Raw genomic sequence first — 20,003 nt, forward strand, 5'->3', positions numbered from 1 at the left:
CTGTCATACGTTCTTGTACAGGTACCGTTTGATAGATTTCTTTGCTGTTTTCTCAAATTCCTGGTTGTGGATGCGTATCTCCGCAAGACGGCTGAAGTGTGGCAATATGGCGTTCAGCTCAAGGCGGTTTTGTTCCATTACGCTCATAATGTCCTCCTCGCTGAGTCCCATTGCCGATGCCTCGTCGTGGTCTGGATATACCATTCCGATTAGCTTGTCGCCTTTCTGGACGATGAGGCTCTCTGACACCATGGCCATGGAGTTGAGCTTGTCCTCTATTTCCTCCGGATATACATTCTGTCCGTTGCTTCCGAGCAACATGTTCTTGATGCGTCCGCGGATGAAGAAGTGGCCGTCCTCACTCATTGTTGCCAAGTCTCCGGTATGGAACCAGCCATCCTCGTCGAGGACAGCCTTTGTGGCCTCCTCGTTCTTGTAGTAGCCGTGCATGACGTTCAGTCCTCGTGTGACAATCTCTCCTGGCTTGTTGGCTGGGTCGTCGCTGAGTACTTTCACCTCCATGTGCTTTACTGCCGTGCCGCACGAGCCTGCAACAAAGTCCTTATAGTCGCTGAATGTAATCATTGGAGCAGTCTCGGTGGTGCCATATCCCATAGTTATTGGGAAGTTGATGTCGAGAAGGAACTGTTCTATTTCACGGTTCAGTCCTGCGCCGCCAACCATTACCTCATATGCGTTGCCGCCCATGACCTCCATCACCATGTTGTACACGTACTCCTTCACCTTCTTGCCTATTCCCGGCATCTTCATAAGAATCTTGGCCTTAGGTGTCTGCACCTTGGGGAATATTTCCTTACGGATAATCTTCTCTATTACCATCGGAACAGAGATTACAATGGCAGGCTTTACTTCAGCAAATGCCTGCGCCACTACAGATGGACTCGGGAGTCGGGTGAGGAAAAATATATGGTTGCCGAAACAGAATTCTGCTATGAACTCAACCATCTGCCCATACATATGCGCCATAGGCAGTATGCTCAGTACGTTGCTTCCCTTCTTGATGTTCTTGCCAATAACGTCGTACATCAGGTCGAGGTTGCCCCACAGGGCACGGTAGGGTAGCATTACTCCTTTGGAGAAGCCTGTTGTGCCGCTGGTGTAGTTTATCATAGACAGTTCCTCAGCGCTGTCATGATGATATTTCACGTGTTCCTTGCGGAAATATTTCGGGTACTTCTTGCCAAACATCTCATTGAGATGCTCACGTGCGAAGGTCAACTTCTGCGAGCGTGACACAACGATGGAGTAATCGGGAATATAGATGATACCCTCAAGGTTGGGCATCTGGTCTGCATCGATGCTTGTTGCCACAACGTCACCGACAAAAAGCAGCTTAGACTCTGAGTGGTTTACAATATTATATACTTGGTCGGGAGTGAACTCATGCTGTATGGGCACTACCACGGCACCATACGTAAGGGTAGCAAGAAAGGCAACTGCCCAGCATGAGCTGTTCCTGCCACACAAGGCTATCTTGTCTCCTTTTTGCACGCCAGAGTTTTCAAAGAGAATGTGTAGTTTCTCTATCTTGCGGGCTACATCATGATACTGGAGAGTGGCTCCCTTGTAATCTGTCATGGCATCCAAATCCCAGTTGTCAATAATGCTCTTTTCTATGTACGAGTTAAAGCTCGGTATATTTTTCATTGCACATTTTTCAAATTCATGTGCAAAGATACAATCTTTCATGCACACACCCAAACGTTTTGTGCAGAAATTTTATATATCCCCAAACTTTTTTCGATTTTCCCGTTTCTTGCACATTGTATGAGCGTGTGCATTGTTCTGAATAGGCATAAAAGTATCCAATTATTCAGAAAAGACTGCCTATCTGGTAGACTGCTGCTGAGACCACCCAGGCAAGCAGGGTGGTGTAGGTTGCGGCGAAGATGGCCCATCGCCACGAGCCGGTCTCGCTCCTTATGGCTGCTATAGTGGCTATGCATGGGAAGTAAAGCAGTACGAACAGCAGGAAGCAGTAAGCGGAGAGAGGTGTGATACCATCGCTGAGCATTCTGTTTCGCAATAGTGAGTATTTTGTGTTGTCATCGGCGAAGCTGCTGTCGTCAGCATATAGTACACCCATGGTTGAGGCTACAATCTCCTTAGCTCCCACGCCTGATAGCAGGCCCACATCAAGTTTCCAGTCGAAGCCCTGCGCACGGAACAGCGGTTCCACGCTTTTGCCAATCATGCCGATATAACTCTGTTCCTGTTGTTTCTGTGGTGAGAGACTCTCATCGTGTGGAAAATATCCCAAGGCCCAGACAATTATGCTGGCTACTAGGATGACTCCTCCCATTTTCCTGAGATACTGTTTTCCTTTCTCCCACGTGTGTCTTGCCATGGCCTTCCATGTTGGGAAACGGTAGGGTGGCAGCTCCATCACGAACGGGGTGTCCTCGCCCTTGATGAGATAACGGCTGAAGATGCGGCTCATGATTATGGACATGGCTATTCCAACCATATAGAGCGAGATCATTATTGCCGACCTGTATTCCAAGGCGAAGAACGTTCCGGTAATCATGATATAAATAGGTAGTCGGGCGGAGCAGCTCATCATCGGAAGAATCATCATCGTAATGAGCCGGCTGCGCTTGCTCTCTATGGTTCTGGTTGCCATCACGGCAGGAACGTTGCATCCGAACCCCATTATCAGTGGTATGAACGACTTGCCGTGCAGTCCCATCTTGTGCATTATCTTGTCCATGATGAATGCTGCCCTTGCCATGTAGCCGGAATCCTCCATGAAGGATATGAAGAAGTAAAGAATCAGAATCTGTGGCAGGAACACGATGACAGAACCTACACCACCAATAATTCCGTCGGCAATCATAGCCTTGAGCGGTCCGTCGGGCATGTAGCTGCTTACGGCTCCTCCTATCCATCCCACGGCAGCCTCAATCCAGTCCATGGGATATTGTCCGAGCGAGAATGTTGTCTCGAACATCAGCCATATCATGGCTATGAAGATAGGAAAGCCGAGGTATCGGTTTGTGATAACCCTGTCTATGAGGTGCGTCATCTGGTATGTGTCCTTGTTCTGGCCCGTAGCATACGAGGCCTCGCTCAGGGCACCATGAATGAAACCGTATTTAGCATCCATTATGGCCGTCTCGCTGTCCTCCTTCATTTCCTCCTGCACTCTTTCAGCAGCCAGGTCTCGCTCGTTAAATATCTCCTTGGCGTTTGGTAGGGTGTTGATGAATTTCTCCACATCGCGGTCACGCTCCATAAGCTTAATGCCAAGGTATCGGGTAGAGTAGCGTTGGCGTATGACGGCATCCTCCTTCAGATATTTCTGTATGCGTGATATGCCGTCCTCAATCTCATGTCCGTGGTTGATGTGTATATGCCTGAAGTGTGCCTCCTCGTCCTCTGTTCCCTCGTATAGTTTTATAACAGCAGAGAACAGATCGTCGACACCTCGTCCGGAGGTGAACACGGTGGGCACCATCGGTATGCCGAACAGTTCCGACAGCTTGTCGTAGTTCACTACGTCTCCTCTCTTCTCAGTCTCGTCAAACATGTTCAGGGCGCAAACCATCCTCAGGTGCATGTCTACGAGTTGTGTCGTGAGGTAAAGGTTGCGCTCAAGGTTGCTTGAGTCTATGACGTTGATGATGATGTCGGGTGTATGCTCTATAATCTGCTTGCGGACGTACAGTTCCTCGGGCGAGTAGGCTGACAGGGAGTAGGTGCCCGGCAGGTCTACGATGTTGAACTCGTAACCCTCAAAGTGGGCTGTGCCCACCTTTGCGTCTACTGTCACGCCAGAGTAGTTGCCCACTCGCTCGTGTGCTCCTGATGCAAAGTTGAATAGTGAGGTCTTGCCGCAGTTGGGATTGCCGACAAGTGCTACGTTGATGCACTTGCGGCGTTTCATGGCCGCGTCTACCATCATCTTGTCAGTGAGTGGCATGTCGCATGAAGCAGGTGTGTTGATGTATGAGGGATGCTCGCTTTCCTGAATGTCGCTGAGCATCTTTGCCTCTTCGGTCGATACAACCTCAATGTTATCAGCTTCGGAGCGTCGCAAAGACACCTCGTAACCCATAATCTTGTATTTCACGGGGTCTTGGAGCGGGGCGTTGAGCAGTACGTCAACGCTCTTGCCCTTGATGAACCCCATCTCAACAATTCTTTTCCTGAAACCTCCGTGGCCTTTCACTTTTACTATTACGCCACGCTCGCCAGTCTTTAAATCGGATAACCTCATCTGCTAATAATTTCTTTTATTGCAAAGATAGTAAAAAGTTGCGTCATAACGGCATTATGGATGAAAATACCTACAAATAATGAGCCTTTGGGTACTTGTCCTATCTGCTGCTGCGAAATCCCTCCATGTTTTCGTAACGGCGTGCCATCAGCCTGGTATATATGTTGCGTATCCACAGCTTGTTGGTTATGACAAACGACATTCCTATGACAGCCATTATGCCGTAAGCAACCATTTCGCTTAGGAATGACTGGAGAATTTCAACAAATGTGATAGGGACTATAAATACAGACAGACTGATGACAATCTGCAAGTAGTTGTTCTCCACTCCGTTTTTGCTCGTAAATTTGGTATTTAGCGGAATAGAGGTCTTGTTGTATACAGCCATCTGGAAGATGACGAAGTACTGGAATCCTATGGTGAACAGGGCGTATGACAGAATCATCCACAATGTCCATTTACCCATGATGACCGTTGGCATCAGCAACAGGGTGGGGACAAGTATCAGTCCGCAGAAGAATATGTACTTGGCTCTGAGCAAGGAGAGGATGTTCTCCTTGTGTACCATCAGCGCATCGATATAGTTGCCCTCGTTGCCCATCACCTTAATCAGGAGCATTGACGCATATACAACGAGGTTGTACAGACACCAGAAGTTTGTCATCCCTACTCCGTCGTAGACGTCAGAGAAGGTGCATATGAGAGTTATCAATACCACCAGCACCGTAGCGCTGATGAAGCTCTTGCGCGGGTTCTTGTTGCGCAGAAGGCTCTTTATCTCCAGTTTCAGGTATTCGCCAATCTCGCCATAACTATTCAGGAAGCTGAACTCAGAAACGTGCTTGATGGTAGTGGCCTTTGGTGCCCGTCCTATTTCTGCCATGACGTTGTCGTATTGCAGTTTCCTGTTGACGGCCGTCAGTGCTGCCAGCAACAATAATGCGGCAGCCAACGGCAGGAGACTACCCTTGTCGAGCAAGGTGCCGATATGGCTGTAAAAGTCGAAGAACTCGTCAAAACTAAAGTACAGCGGAGAGAATACCAGGGCATAGACACCTAAAGGCAGCAGCCACCATAGCTGATGGTTCAGAACGAGCGTTCTCACTATGGAGTACCACTGGCTGTCGGCAAGCACCAGTATCATGAACATGCAGATCAGCAGCAGGCACGAGCCGAGACCATAGGCGAAGAATACCGACATAAGGCAATAGGGTAGGAGCATGGCGAGCCATATCGTATTGCCGGAGTTGAAGAGTGACCTGAAGATGAACGTGTCTATGCAGGCATACCGTGGCAGGGGCAGCAGGATATACGGCTTGATGATCTGCGAGGGAGTTTGCTGTGACAGCCACCTTACTCCGAAGTCTACCGCCATGACGAAAGGCATGATGCCAAGCATCATCTCCAGGGCTGTAGTGTTGCGGCTGGAGTTTACCGCCAATGCGAATATCACGGCAAAGAACATCAGGTAGGCGATGATGAACAATGACATGAAGCCAATAATCCATTTTGCCGCCTTGTTCTGTGAGTACATGGGGTCACGTTTCTCGGCAAGTCGTCTGTGGCGGTACAGAGCCTTGAATATCTCGATTTTGTTCATCTCGCGGCTGTTTTTATATATCTGTTATGTCTTTATTTCTGCGTGTCCTCTTACCTTAGGTCTACAACTTCGGCTGTAGGATAGTCCTTGGCATTGAAGGTGAATGCAGAGTCGGGCAGCTTTGCTGCCTTGAAGTTGCTGATGTTGATGGTAGTCCATGTGTTGCCTTCTCTCATCCTTACCTGTACAGGGGTATACTTGGTCTTGTTCACGGTAACGTACAGCTCCTGCACGCTGCGTTGCTTGTTCTGTGCCGTCAGGTGAACGACGTAGTTGTTGCCGGAAGTCTTCACCCCCATATTGTAGCCGCTCTTGTACATCGTAATGAAGGTATAAGGGTTCATCTTCATTCGCTTGGCCTCTGTGGGAGTAGTGATGTTTACCTCGTTGGTCGACTTCAGGTAGCTCCATTGTGTCTTTCCGTCGAACCACACAATAGCCTTTGGTGTGGTAGCCTGAAATTTCTTTCCCTTTATGGCGATGGTTCCCGTTGCCGTGCCTATTTTCTCGCTCGACATCTTGAAGTTTGCGCTTGCTCCGTTCTTGTTGCCCACTACGGCAGCAGTCTTGTCGAGTATCTTCTTTGCCTGCTCTGCATTCTGTGCTGTGGCGTTGATGCAGAACAGGACCATTATGAGTGAAATCAGTTTAGTTTTCATGTCTTGATGTTGTTATATATATTAATGTATGTTTTGTTCTTGTTTCGCCTGGCTCCTGCTTATCCTCTGAGCTTGGCGAGAAGTGTGTTCAGTGTGTTCTCGTCTGTGATGAGCACGTCACGCGGCTTTGATCCCAATTGTGCGCCAACAATGCCTGCGGCCTCAAGCTGGTCCATAAGTCTTCCTGCCCTGTTGTAACCTATAGAGAAGCGCCGTTGTATCATGCTTGTCGAGCCTTGCTGCGATACCACAATGGCATGGGCTGCCTCCTCGAAGAATGGGTCGAGGCTCTTCAGGTCGGCAGAGCCGTCACCACTGAAGTCACCGCTGCCCTCATCGGCAGGTTCTGGAAGCTCCATTGGAGCGACTGGTCCTGGCTGGTTGGAGATGAAGTCATTGACGTTTTCTATCTCCGGTGTGTCTATGAATGCGCATTGCACGCGTATGGGGTCGCCACCGGCAAGGAACAGCATGTCGCCCTTGCCCACCAGTTGCTCGGCTCCCTTGCGGTCGAGGATGGTTCTTGAGTCAACTACTGATGTCACGCGGAAGGCAATACGTCCGGGGAAGTTGGCCTTGATGTTACCTGTGATAATCTTCGTTGTCGGTCGCTGGGTGGCTATCACCATGTGTATGCCTACGGCACGTGCCAGCTGTGCGATACGTGCTATTGGCAGCTCTATCTCCTTGCCGGCGGTCATGATGAGGTCTCCGAACTCGTCGATGATGACCACTATGTAAGGCATGTACTCATGCCCCTTCGTAAGGTCGAGGTGGTGGTTGATGAACTTGTCGTTGTATTCCTCAATCTTCTTTACCTGAGCCATCTTCAGCATGTCGTACCTGTGGTCCATGAGCTTGCACAGGGAGTTGAGAGTCCTTACAACCTTGTTGACATCCGTGATGATAGGCTCGTCCTCGTTTTCGGGCAGCGATGCCATGTAGTGCGATGTTATCTGGTTGTATATGGAGAATTCCACCTTCTTCGGGTCTACAAGTACGAATTTCAGCTCGTTGGGGTGTTTCTTGTAAAGCAACGATGTGATGATGGCGTTAAGACCAACAGACTTTCCCTGTCCTGTGGCACCGGCCACGAGAAGGTGGGGCAGCTTGTGCAGGTCGAACATGAAGACATCGTTCGAGATAGTCTTTCCAATCACTACGGGCAGCTCCATCCTCGACTCCTTGAATTTCTTCGAGTTTATGACGCTCTCCATGGAGACAATCTGCGGTTTCTTGTTTGGAACCTCTATACCGATGGTTCCGCGTCCAGGTATTGGGGCGATGATACGTATTCCCAATGCTGCCAGGTTCAGGGCGATGTCATCCTCAAGATTTCTGATCTTGTTTATTCTCACGCCCTCGGCGGGAGTAATCTCATATAGGGTGATGGTTGGTCCGACGGTAGCGCTTATCCGGCTAATCTTCACGCCGAAGCTGTCGAGAACCTCTACGATGCGGTTCTTGTTGGCCGTAATCTCCTCCATGTCAACGACGGGTCTGTTGTTGTCCTCGTATTTCTTTAGAAGGTCAAGTCCTGGCTTCTTGTAGTTGACAAACGGTTCGAGGGGATTTATCGGGGTTTTCATTATATCCTCTATTGTAAGGTCACGTCCTTGTCCTTGCTCCACGGCAGGTGCCGCTGTTACCGTCAGGTCACAGTCCACTTCCTCGTTCAGCGTGTTCTCTCCGTCCTGTTCATCGGGCTGCTCAACCATTATGGCCTGTGTCTGCACACCCTCGGTATCAGTCAAGTCAACAGTCTGTGCCTTCTCCCCGTCGCTACTGTTGTCTATGCTGTTGTATGTGTCTTCGCTGTCGCCATAGTTCTGCTCATAGATGGGTTCCACTACTCCTTCCTCGTCTTTGTGCAGGGTATTGGTGACGCTGAACTTTATCTTTGATGTAAGGTATTCCACGGGGTTCAGAGTTTTCCTTATCACCTCAATGGTCTCTGCGCTGAGGTAAGCCAAGAAGGCTGTCGCAACAAGGAATAGAATGGCTGTCAGTCCGGGAGGACCTATGAGGTTTTCCAGTTGCTGTACGCAGTATAGTCCGTGGTTGCCTCCGGGATTGAATATCAGCCCGCTCATGATGGGAGTCAGTATCTTGGCGAATGTCACCGACGACCAAATCATTACGAGAGCCATTCCGAAGAACCACTTCCATAAGTTTACGTTGTATGCCCGTAACAGTTTCAGTCCTACCATAATTACGAATACGGGTATGATGAATGCCGGTAAACCGAAGTTTACTGTCATAAGGTAGTATGCCAGCAATGCTCCCAAGGAGCCGCAGTAGTTGGTGAATTGCTTGTCGCTGTTGAGCCACTCGCCAGGCCGCATGTTCTCCAGGATGCTCTGGTCGGCCGCTCCTGTAGCGAAAAATGACCCCATGGCGATAATCATTACTATGGCTATCGCTATGAGTATTAGGCCAAACATGGCATCAGTGGTCTCGTTGGAAATAATGCTTCTGATGCCTCGTGTCTCATTTGTATTTTTGTTCTTTCGGTCTGTCTTTTTCTTTGCCATTTGTCAAATGTTTCGTTTTTTAACTGCAAAAATAGCGTAAAAAACTCAGATTCTTCCATAATTTGCTAACTTTTTTCTAATTTTGCAAATCGTAACATCCATTTGGCAATGAAAAGAGTAATATATAATAAGTTTGACAAGCATTCCATAACAGCATTACCTTTGGTGACGTTTCCTGGCAGGATAGTGGTTATCGTGTCTGCAGGAGAGACTGAGAAGGCTGTGGACTATCTTCTGTCCCGTGACATTCTTGGTGTGGACACCGAGACTCGTCCGTCGTTCAAGCGTGGCGAGATGCACAAGGTATCGCTGCTTCAGGTGTCGAGCCGCGACATCTGTTTTCTGTTCAGGCTCAACTATACAGGTATTACTCCTGCCATAAAGCGCCTTCTTGAGGACAAGACTGTAAAGAAGATTGGTCTGTCGTGGCATGATGACATACTGATGCTAAAGAAGCGCGAGGACTTCAAGCCCGGACTGTTCATTGACCTTCAGGACATTGTAGGAAACATTGGCATTGAGGACCGTAGCCTGCAAAAGCTCTATGCAAACATCTTCGGACAGAAAATTAGCAAGCGGCAGAGGCTCACCAACTGGGAGAACGATGTACTCACGGATAAGCAGAAGGTGTATGCGGCTACAGATGCGTGGAGTTGCATAATGCTCTATGAGGAGATAATGCGGCTGTTGCAGTCGGACGGTTATGTCCTTGAGGTCGTGTCCGAGGAAAACATGCAGCAGGAGGCCTCCAATGTGGAGGATGCGTCGCAAGGAGAGAGAGTAGAATAAATAGTAGCACTGATCATATTAGACAAAGACTTATGTATAGAAACATATATTTGAAACGGGGCAAGGAAGAATCGCTCAGAAGGTTTCATCCCTGGATTTTCTCTGGTGCCATACAACGTAGCGATGAAGGCATAGCTGAGGGCGACATCGTCAGGGTGCTGTCCTCGGACGGTATGTTCCTGGCCGTAGGCCATTATCAGATAGGTTCCATATCAGTCAGGGTCCTGTCGTTCCGCGACATCACCATCGACCATGAGTTCTGGACATCGCGGCTTGCCTCGGCATTGGAGGTAAGGCGCAGCCTCGGCATTGCCGACAGCGATGACAACAATACCTATCGCCTTGTGCATGGCGAGGGTGACAACCTGCCGGGGCTTGTCATCGACTGCTATGGCAAGACGGCAGTAATGCAGGCGCATAGCGTTGGCATGCACGTGTGCCGTATGGACGTGTGCGCAGCACTTGTCGAGGTTATGCAGGACAGAATCGAGAACGTATACTATAAAAGTGAGACTACGTTGCCCTTCAAGGCAGACTTGGGACAGCAGAACAGCTTCATACATGGAGGTAGTGACGAGAATACCACCAAGGAGAACGGGCTGTTGTTTCATGTCGACTGGCTGAAGGGACAGAAGACAGGCTTCTTTGTCGATCAGCGAGAGAACAGACTGCTCCTTGAGAAATACTCCAAGGGCAAGAGCGTTCTCAACATGTTCTGCTATACGGGGGGCTTCTCCGTTTACGCCATGCGCGGCGGTGCCACGCTTGTCCATTCTGTCGACAGCAGTGCCAAGGCCATAGAGCTTACCAATGCCAATGTAGACCTCAACTTCGCAGGTGACAAGAGGCATGAGGCATTCTGCGAGGATGCCTTCAAGTTCCTTGACGCCAACGAGGGCAAATACGACCTTATCATCCTCGATCCTCCAGCCTTTGCAAAGCATCGCGGTGCCCTGCATAATGCGCTGAAAGGATACACAAGGCTCAATGTTAAGGGATTTGAGAAGATAAAGAGTGGAGGCATTCTGTTTACATTCAGCTGCTCACAGGTGGTCACCAAGGATAATTTCCGCAATGCCGTCTTCACTGCTGCGGCCCAGGCTGGACGCAAGGTGCGCATCCTGCACCAGCTCCATCAGCCTGCTGACCATCCTATCAATATCTACCATCCGGAAGGTGAATATCTAAAGGGACTTGTATTGTATGTCGAATGACAATATTGCGAAGGACGTCACCCTAAAAGTGGCGTCCTTTATTAAGGAGAACACTCTGCTCGACAAGGACCGTAAGCAAGTTGTCGCCTTGTCGGGAGGTGCTGACAGCGTGGCCTTGCTGCTGTTGCTGCATGGTCTTGGCTACGATGTCGATGCTGCCCATTGCAATTTCCACCTGCGGGGTGACGAGTCCGTACGCGATGAGGAGTTCTGTGTGTCGCTATGCCGGAAATGCGGAGTGGAGCTCCACAGAATACACTTCGACACAAGGGAATATGCCTCCCTGCACAAAGTAAGCATAGAGATGGCGGCACGAGACCTGCGCTATTCTTATTTCCGACAGCTCTGCCGTGACCTTGATGCCCAATCGGTATGTGTGGCACACCATCGGGATGATAATGTAGAGACCATCCTGCTGAACATCATACGGGGTACGGGACTGAACGGTCTCACGGGCATGGCGCCCCGAAACGGACTCGTTGTAAGGCCGCTGCTCTGTGTGGACAGAAGTGAGATAGAGCAATACCTTGCAGCCCTTGGTCAGGATTTTGTTACGGACAGCACAAATCTTGTAGCCGACGTCCAACGCAACAAGATAAGGCTTAATGTCATACCCATGCTTGAGGATGTAAATCCGGCCGTGAAGACCAACATTCTGAATATGGCACGCTGGATGGCCGAGGCACAGCGGGTTGTGGATGCCTCTGTCAGCTCGGCCGCAGGCTGTATGGAATGGAATGATGGGCAGGCAATAATCAGCACAAGCCTGTTGCGCTCGTTCCCGTCTGTGGAGTATTATCTGTGGAACATTCTCAGCGCCTATGGCTTCAATTCCGCACAGGTGGCGCAGGTGTCCCAGAGCCTCGACGGAGAGCCTGGACGCACATGGCTGTCTGCCACCCACGAGTTGTGTCTTGACCGTGGACGGTTGTTGCTGTCAGAAAAGAGTGGGGAGGCTATCAGGCCAATGACCATTCCAGAACCCGGGCTTTACGTCTGTCCTTTCGGAGCGAGGATTCGTGTGTCCTCGTCCGTCATCAATAGTGACTATGCCATCTCTCGCGACAGGTGCCACGCATGCCTTGATGCCGACAAGGTGGTCTTCCCGCTTACGGTACGTGGCGTAGAGCCTGGCGACCGCTTCGTGCCATTTGGCATGAAGGGCAGCAAGTTGCTAAGCGACTTCCTTACCGGCCTGAAGATGCCTTTGACGGCCAAGCGTCGCCAGCTTGTCGTTACGGATGCCTCAGGCAAGATAGTATGGGTTGTGGGATGCCGTCCCGATGCCCGGTTCTGCCTTACAGACCGTTCGCGTGCTGTGACAGAAATATCTCTGCTTTCCTAAGGTCCTCGGGCGTGTCTATTCCGATGGTCTCCACATCCGTGAGCCCAACCTTTATCTTGTAGCCGTTTTGCAGCCAGCGCAGCTGCTCCAGGCTCTCGGCAATTTCCAGTGGCGATTGTCCGAGCTTCGTTATCTCCTTGAGCACCTCGCTTCTGTAGGCGTAAATGCCGAGATGTTTCAGGAAGCAGAAGTTGTCTGTCCATTCTGCCTGTTCCTTGCCGCGGACGTATGGTATCGGCGAGCGAGAGAAATACATGGCATATCCTCTGTTGTCCGTGACTATCTTCGGCGAGTTGGGGTTCAGCACGCCCTCCATGTCAGCAAACGGCTTGCCAAGGGTGGCAATCTGCGTGTCGGGGTCGTCGAAACACCTGCACACCTCCTCAATCTGGCTCCTGTGTATGAAAGGCTCGTCGCCCTGAACGTTCACTACAACGTCCCATTGTCCCTCAATCTTTCCCAGCGCCTCGGCAATACGGTCTGTTCCGCTCTTGTGGTTGGCGCCGGTCATTATCACTTTGCCGCCAAAAGCTTTTACTGCTTCCTCTATGCGGCTGTCGTCGGTGGCAACGTAGGCGTCGTCGAGTACCTCGGCGGCCTTTCTGTACACATGCTCTATGACGGGCTTGCCGCCAAGAATGGCCAGCGGCTTGCCTGGAAAGCGGGTAGAGGCATATCTGGCTGGAATGATAGCAACAAATCTCATAACTGTTGTATGTTTTGGTTTATGTTTTCGTATTTTCTGGCACCGCAATTTGCCTATGCTCCTTGCGTATGTGCGGCAAAGATAATAATAAAAAAACACAAAATACTAAAAAATACTAATACATTTTGCTCGTTGGACTAAATTTGCTACTTTTGGAGTTGATTTTAACAATGAAACTGTATTGATGAGAAAACCAATAATATTTTTATTTTTCGCCTTGCTCCCTTTTGGTGCCGTAGCACAGAAAGTAGTCCTTGGCTCATGCAATATCGTCATGGACAATATACATGGTGTCTACAAGGGAGAAATCTCGGCCGGCAAACCCCATGGCAAGGGCAGCGTGACCTTTGACAACGGAAACATATACGAGGGAGAGTTTGTCAAGGGAAAGAGACATGGCTTCGGAGTATACACGTTTGCTGACGGAGAGAAGTATGAGGGCGAGTGGTTTCAGAACCAGCAACACGGACAGGGAACGTACTATTTCAACAACAACAATAAATATGTAGGCCTATGGTACCGTGACTACCAACAGGGACATGGTATAATGTACTACTACAATGGCGACAAATACGAGGGCAACTGGCTCAAGGACAAGCGTCAGGGTAAGGGCAAGTATACTTATTCCAACGGGGCGTTCTACGACGGCAACTGGAGCGATGACCAGAAGTCGGGAAAGGGATTCTTCGACTGGGGCGACGGTACGACATACGAGGGCATGTGGGCAAACAACCAGCGTACAGGCAAAGGTACCAACCACTATGCCGATGGCGACATATACGTAGGCGACTGGCTCGACGACATACAGAACGGACGGGGAATATATAAGTTCCAGAACGGAGATGTTTACGAGGGCGAGTATGTGCAGGGCGAGCGTACGGGCTTGGGCATTCTAAGATATGCCAATGGCGACAAATACACAGGCCATTTCGTTGAGGGCGACAAGTCCGGTCAGGGCACATTCGTATGGAGTAATGGGGATATCTATACGGGCGACTGGAAGGCAGACAAGCAGAACGGACACGGAAAGCTTACCAAGAAGACGGGCGACATATTCGAAGGCTCGTTCCTCGATGGTAGGGTAGAGGGAGAGGTGGTGATACACTACGCTGACGGCTCCCGCTTCAAGGGTATTTACCATAATGGACAGCGCAATGGCAAGGCCATAGAGGAAGACAAAGACGGCAAGCGTTTCGAGGGAACATATGTTGACGACCGTCGTGACGGCAAGTTCGTAGAGAAGGACCGCAACGGCAAGGTGATATCTTCCGGACATTACGAGAGCGGTAAGCGCTTCAACGACTAATCCTCATCTCTATCGTCCATCACTTTTTTAAATCCTCTATCTCTCTCTATCTCCCCCTATCTTCTCTATCTTCTCTATCTTCTCTATAAAAATAAGTAAATACATTAACCTCTTAAATACAAAGAAATCATGGTAGTTGATACAATGGAAAACCTGGAGAAATATGTTTCTCTGAACCCCCTCTTCGAGGAGGTTGTCAAATTCGTCAAGGAGCACGACCTGATGACCCTTGAGGTTGGCAAGCATCCAATCAAGGGCGACGACCTGTTCCTGAACATTGCAGTTGCCAAGGGCAAGACCGATGAGGAGGCCGTCTTCGAGACACACAGGCGTATGCTCGATATTCAAATACCCCTCGACGCACCCGAGGCATACGGCTACATTCCACTCTCCGATCTGCCAGAGGCCGAATACAACGATGCCAAGGACGTCACAAAATATCCTGGCGTGGCTTCCCCGACACTCGTCAACTGCAAGCCGGGCGACTTTGCCATATTCTGGCCACAGGACGGCCACAAGCCATGCGTTGGCTCAGGAGAAATACGTAAGGCCATCTTCAAGGTAAGAGCCTGACGCCGTCACGGATGAATCTAAACTAAACGTTAGCAACTTAATATTTATTACCAGACAATCTATGGCTACAAAGAAGAAAACTGTTAAGCCCGCAGCTCCTAAGCACATTGGGCTTGTAAAGAGTGACGCCTATCTCGAGCCGTTCGAGCAGGCCATACAGGGCAGACACGACCACGTATTGTGGAAACTGGCACAGCTCACCGACAATGGAAAAAGAACACTCTCTGATTTCGCAAGCGGTTACGACTATTTCGGACTGCACAAGACACCGCGGGGATGGGTGTTCCGTGAGTGGGCGCCAAATGCTACTGACATCTATCTTGTAGGAGACTTCAACGACTGGAAGGAGAGCGACAAGTATAGAGCCAAGAGACTAAAGGGTACCGACAACTGGGAGCTCAAGCTGCCAGCCAAGGCCATGAAGCATGGTGACCTCTTCAAGATGCACGTCTACTGGGAAGGCGGCAACGGAGAGCGCATACCCGCATGGGCACAGAGAGTGGTGCAGGACGATACGACGAAGATATTCTCCGCACAGGTGTGGGATGTAGAGCCTTACCAGTGGTCGAAGAAGAAGTTCAAGCCGTGCACGTCTCCCTTGCTCATCTACGAGTGCCACATCGGTATGTCACAGGACGCCGAGAAGGTAGGAACTTATACCGAGTTCAAGGAGAATGTGCTGCCACGCGTCATTGCTGACGGCTACAACTGCATACAGATCATGGCCATACAGGAGCACCCCTACTATGGCTCCTTCGGATATCATGTAAGCTCGTTCTTCGCTGCTTCCAGCCGTTTCGGTACACCAGAGGAGCTGAAGTCGCTCATAGATACTGCCCACCAGAACGGCATCGCCGTCATCATGGACATCGTACACTCACATGCCGTGAAGAACGAGATTGAGGGACTGGGCAACCTTGCCGGAGACCCCAACCAGTATTTCTATCCTGGAGGCAGGCGCGAGCATCCGGCATGGGACAGCCTCTGCTTCGACTACGGCAAGGACCAGGTGCTGCACTTCCTGCTCAGCAACTGCAAGTACTGGCTCAATGAGTTCCATTTCGATGGATTCCGCTTCGATGGAGTAACCTCAATGCTATACTACAGCCACGGACTCGGAGAGGCATTCTGTGGCTATCAGGACTACTTCAACGGACATCAGGACGATAACGCCATCTGCTACCTCACGCTTGCAAACCTGCTCATACACGAGGTGAACCCCAAGGCCGTGACAATTGCCGAGGAGGTAAGCGGCATGCCGGGTCTGGCCGCCAAGTTCAAGGACGGAGGATATGGCTTCGACTACCGCATGGCCATGAACATACCTGACTACTGGATTAAGACCATCAAGGAACTGCGCGACGAGGACTGGAAGCCAAGCTCCATATTCTGGGAGGTGAAGAACAGACGAAGCGACGAGAAGACCATCTCCTACTGTGAGAGCCACGACCAGGCACTCGTGGGAGACAAGACCATCGTCTTCCGTCTCATCGATGCCGATATGTACTGGCACTTCAAGAAGGGCGACGAGAACTTCATGGTGCATCGTGGCATCGCCCTGCACAAGATGATAAGGCTTGTAACGGCATCCACCATCAACGGAGGCTACCTCAACTTCATGGGCAACGAGTTCGGACATCCCGAATGGATAGACTTCCCACGAGAGGGCAACGGATGGAGCTACAAGTACGCACGCAGGCAATGGAACCTTGTCGACAATAAGGAACTCGACTACCACTACCTCGGCGACTTCGACCGCGAGATGCTTAACGTCATCAAGAGCGAGAAAAACTTCAACAAGACACCCGTGCAGGAAATATGGCACAACGACGGAGACCAGATACTCGCCTACATGAGGGGCGACCTTATCTTCGTCTTCAATTTCTCGCCCAACCGCTCGTACACAGACTATGGCTTCATCGTTCCGGCTGGCGCCTACAAGGTGGTTCTCAATACCGACAACCCCGACTTCGGAGGCAACGGACTTACAGACGATACCATCACACACTTCACAAACTTCGACCAGCTATACGCACAAGACCACAAGGAGTGGCTTAAGCTATACATCCCCGCACGCTCGGCCGTCGTTTTGAGGAAAGTATAACTCAACTTTTTACAAGTAGTAAAGAGGAGGTAAAGGAAGATAAGAGGAGGTAAATGACGTATGTTTAAGCAGGGCTTTTACAATTGTCTTTTACCTCCTCGAACCCCTCACCCCCCTCAAACCCTTCAAACCCTCGACCTCAGACCTTCGACCTCAAAGCGAAACTTAAGTATATATAAATATGGTAAGGCAAAAAGAAAACAGCATCACGGCTACACGGATAACATGCGCGCTACTGTTCATTATATTCACATTCACATACCTGTATTCCTATCAGGCAGATGTGCTTGCTATGGCACAGCACGTACTGTCCGAAGGTAAGACGCACTATAATGCTACAGTCGGAGCACTACTCATAACCTCCGTGCTTTACCTCCTGCAAGTGGCTGTCATGGCTGTCTCGAGACTCGTTTCCCGAAGTCATGCCCTGACCTATTTCCCCTCGCTGCTGATTCTTGCCGTGCTCACAGACATAAGCCCCGACATCGACCATGGCTTCACCTTCGGACATTGGCTGTGGCTATGTCCGTTGCTTCTCCTTCTGTGGGCATGCGCCGTATGGGTGGCAAGACAGATACAGCCCTACGAGCCCGACTCCTTCTCCTACGGCCTGTTCTCAAGAACTGTATGGATAAATGTTTTAACCATGACCGTCATGATGACTCTCGTGGGACTCACAGGTAGCAGCAACAATGTCTTCCACTACCGTATGACAGCCGAGAGATGCATAGCCGGAAAGGACTACGAGGGAGCACTAAATGCAGGAAGCAAGTCTCTCGAAACAGACAGCAGCCTGACAATGTTGCGCATATACGCACTCGCCGCACAGGGAAAACTGCCAGAGAGACTCTTCGAGTACCCACTCGTTGGAGGATCTGAGGCAATGCGTCCAAATGGCACGTCAGTCAAGATGATGCTCCATAACGACCAGCAGCTTAAGCTCGTCGTACGTACAACGCCCGACTACAGAATGTGCGGACATCTGCTCGACCGTAATCTTGAGGCCTTCGCATGCGAGCTGGTCAAAAGATACGACATGCGACGCCTGCCCAAGCACTACCGCGAGGCCATGACCCTCTACTGCCATACAAGGTCAACACCCATAGTCGTTTACAGCGACCCTGCAACCGAGGCTGACTATAACGAATATAAGGAAATGGAAAAGAAATATACCAATCCACACGAACGGCAGACTGCCCTCCGCGATGCCTTCGGCAAAACCTACTGGTACTATTATGACTACCCTGCTATTTAATTGATAGCTTATAATTGCCTGTGCTGTACTCAATATATTTTGCCAGGAGTTAATGGGCTGCGATGTATCTGTATCCCATTTCTTGTGTACTTTAAGTATCCCCATCCTTTTACACAGAGCCGATTTAAGATCTATTGACGAGGTTACCTCATTTGATGGTACCCTCGTCAGTTTTTCTGATATCTCCATCCCTGCTTGCCACAAAAACCAAAATAAACATTTCATTTACATTGCACCTTTGTCAAGCCACAACTAAAGTTGCATTTCCTGACTTCGTCAATGCGCCACCCGAATTAAGGTTCGTTGTTAGATAGGTCAAAATCATCGTAGTATGACTTCAGGTAATCTCTGTATAACCGCCATGGATGTGAGTTTCCGCCAGTACATCGTGGCCATGCCGCATGTATCAGAAGCGTTTTGAACGTACATTGTCTTTGCGCTCTTTGCGCCTTTGCGAGAGCTTTTTCTCGCAGATGTTTATTGCGTGATATTTTTCTCGCCAAGCCGCCAAGGTCGCAAGGAGATATTGTTCACCCACAGCTAAGACCCTTACGTTCAGCTTCCAAGATACGCCTTCGGCTATTGGAAAGCCTGAAGTAGAAGGGGCAGACGTCACAAATGCTCCAATCTTCGACCTTGCTGGTCGCCGCATCACGGGCGAGGCTTCAAAGGGAGTATATATCAGAAACGGCAAGAAGTTTGTCGTAAGATAATCACTTCCCCGTAACAGAAAGAGGTGGGTACATCCGTTTGTTGGGTGTGTCCACCTTTTTGCATTGCTTGGTATGCTTCATGTATCCCTGACCTCATCACTTCCTCGTACCATCATATCCCAAAAAGAGTTTATTTATCATTATGTTTTGGTAATACAACTATTTTCTGTAATTTTGTCTCAGCTTTTGCTAAAATAATAGAATGACAGGCAATTGAAATAATGAATGTATTACATATATGATAGACGAGATTATTGACTACAACAAGACATTCGTTGCCGAGAAGGGCTACGAGAAGTATGTCACAGACAAGTACCCAGACAAGAAATTAGCAGTGTTGTCGTGTATGGATACCCGACTGACCGAACTTCTTCCTGCTGCACTTGGACTGAAGAACGGTGACGCAAAGATTATTAAGAATGCGGGAGGGCTGGTTATCTCCGCTTTCGACTCTGCCATGCGCAGCCTGATAGTCGCCATCTACGAGTTAGGAGTGTGTGAAATAATGGTTGTGGCACATTCTCATTGCGGAGCCTGTCATATGAGCTTCGACCATTTCCGCAATGAAATGATAGCCCGTGGAGTAAAGGATGAAACACTCGACACCATTCAAAAATGCGGAATAGACTTGCATCACTGGCTTGAGGGGTTCAAGGATACTCCCACATCGGTGAAAAAGACAGTCGAGACAATAAAGACGCATCCGCTTGTGCCAAAGGATATTGTGGTACGTGGATTTATCATAGATTCCGAAACGGGAGAATTAGAGGAGGTCCTGTAATCGAAGCATTGCATCCGCCTACGCAAAGCATTGCACCTGCCAACGCAAAGCATTGCATGTAGTGTACTGAATAAGTTGACACTTTTAACTTATCAGTATGAGACAAAACAAGAGGAGGGATGATTCGAAAAAACTATCTCTTTTGGAGGAGTATCTTTCATCCACATTATTAAAAACGACCTTT

Annotated in this window: 14 protein-coding genes; 8 read left to right on the plus strand and 6 right to left on the minus strand. The window is 49.7% G+C overall.

From position 1 onward, the window contains the following. Positions 1-3 precede the first annotated feature (3 nt). The 5 genes from CIL02_RS07025 to CIL02_RS07045 form a co-directional block, all read right to left on the minus strand. Positions 4-1,668 carry an AMP-binding protein gene (locus tag CIL02_RS07025; RefSeq protein ID WP_094400304.1) on the minus strand — a complete coding sequence of 555 codons (1,665 nt, stop codon included), beginning with the start codon at positions 1,666-1,668 and terminating at the stop codon, positions 4-6. 166 nt (positions 1,669-1,834) lie between these two features. Further along, positions 1,835-4,240 (minus strand): ferrous iron transport protein B, encoded by a 2,406-nt coding sequence (gene feoB, locus CIL02_RS07030; RefSeq protein ID WP_094400306.1) that lies wholly within the window; start codon positions 4,238-4,240, stop codon positions 1,835-1,837. 100 nt (positions 4,241-4,340) lie between these two features. Further along, positions 4,341-5,840, minus strand: coding sequence for a DUF5687 family protein (locus CIL02_RS07035; protein WP_094400308.1), 1,500 nt, complete (start codon positions 5,838-5,840; stop codon positions 4,341-4,343). A gap of 50 nt (positions 5,841-5,890) precedes the next feature. Then, positions 5,891-6,499, minus strand: coding sequence for a LolA-like putative outer membrane lipoprotein chaperone (locus CIL02_RS07040; RefSeq protein WP_094400310.1), 609 nt, complete (start codon positions 6,497-6,499; stop codon positions 5,891-5,893). A 59-nt stretch (positions 6,500-6,558) separates the two neighbouring features. After that, on the minus strand, positions 6,559-9,033 hold the full coding sequence (locus CIL02_RS07045) for a DNA translocase FtsK (protein ID WP_094400312.1): 2,475 nt from the start codon (positions 9,031-9,033) through the stop codon (positions 6,559-6,561). Positions 9,034-9,141: 108 nt separating this feature from the next. Here CIL02_RS07045 and CIL02_RS07050 point away from each other — a divergent pair, with 108 nt between their 5' ends. The 3 genes from CIL02_RS07050 to tilS are packed head-to-tail and all read left to right on the plus strand — an operon-like array spanning position 9,142 to position 12,381. Further along, positions 9,142-9,822: a 3'-5' exonuclease gene (locus CIL02_RS07050; RefSeq protein WP_094400314.1), complete on the plus strand. Its 681-nt coding sequence runs from the start codon at positions 9,142-9,144 to the stop codon at positions 9,820-9,822. A gap of 32 nt (positions 9,823-9,854) precedes the next feature. Then, positions 9,855-11,036 carry a class I SAM-dependent rRNA methyltransferase gene (locus tag CIL02_RS07055; RefSeq protein WP_094400316.1) on the plus strand — a complete coding sequence of 394 codons (1,182 nt, stop codon included), beginning with the start codon at positions 9,855-9,857 and terminating at the stop codon, positions 11,034-11,036. After that, positions 11,026-12,381 (plus strand): tRNA lysidine(34) synthetase TilS, encoded by a 1,356-nt coding sequence (gene tilS, locus CIL02_RS07060; protein ID WP_094400318.1) that lies wholly within the window; start codon positions 11,026-11,028, stop codon positions 12,379-12,381. The genes CIL02_RS07055 and tilS overlap by 11 nt, the downstream gene beginning before the upstream one ends. Here tilS and kdsB read toward each other — a convergent pair. Next, positions 12,335-13,087, minus strand: a complete 753-nt coding sequence (kdsB, locus tag CIL02_RS07065; RefSeq protein WP_094400320.1) for a 3-deoxy-manno-octulosonate cytidylyltransferase — start codon at positions 13,085-13,087, stop codon at positions 12,335-12,337. The genes tilS and kdsB overlap by 47 nt on opposite strands. Before the next feature lie 184 nt (positions 13,088-13,271). Here kdsB and CIL02_RS07070 point away from each other — a divergent pair, with 184 nt between their 5' ends. The 5 genes from CIL02_RS07070 to CIL02_RS07095 all read left to right on the plus strand — a co-directional run bounded on the left by CIL02_RS07070 (position 13,272) and on the right by CIL02_RS07095 (position 19,819). Further along, positions 13,272-14,393: an MORN repeat-containing protein gene (locus tag CIL02_RS07070; RefSeq protein WP_094400322.1), complete on the plus strand. Its 1,122-nt coding sequence runs from the start codon at positions 13,272-13,274 to the stop codon at positions 14,391-14,393. Between the two features lie 129 nt (positions 14,394-14,522). Continuing rightward, entirely contained in the window at positions 14,523-14,966 is a 444-nt protein-coding gene (locus CIL02_RS07075) for a YhcH/YjgK/YiaL family protein (RefSeq protein WP_094400324.1), read from the plus strand. 61 nt (positions 14,967-15,027) lie between these two features. Next, positions 15,028-17,070: an alpha amylase C-terminal domain-containing protein gene (locus CIL02_RS07080; RefSeq protein ID WP_094400326.1), complete on the plus strand. Its 2,043-nt coding sequence runs from the start codon at positions 15,028-15,030 to the stop codon at positions 17,068-17,070. Between the two features lie 181 nt (positions 17,071-17,251). After that, positions 17,252-18,325, plus strand: coding sequence for a DUF6057 family protein (locus tag CIL02_RS07085; protein WP_094400328.1), 1,074 nt, complete (start codon positions 17,252-17,254; stop codon positions 18,323-18,325). Between the two features lie 951 nt (positions 18,326-19,276). Beyond that, positions 19,277-19,819 (plus strand): carbonic anhydrase, encoded by a 543-nt coding sequence (locus CIL02_RS07095; protein ID WP_094400332.1) that lies wholly within the window; start codon positions 19,277-19,279, stop codon positions 19,817-19,819. Positions 19,820-20,003 lie beyond the last annotated feature (184 nt).

This window comes from Prevotella sp. P3-122 (assembly GCF_002251365.1).
Classification (GTDB): domain Bacteria; phylum Bacteroidota; class Bacteroidia; order Bacteroidales; family Bacteroidaceae; genus Prevotella.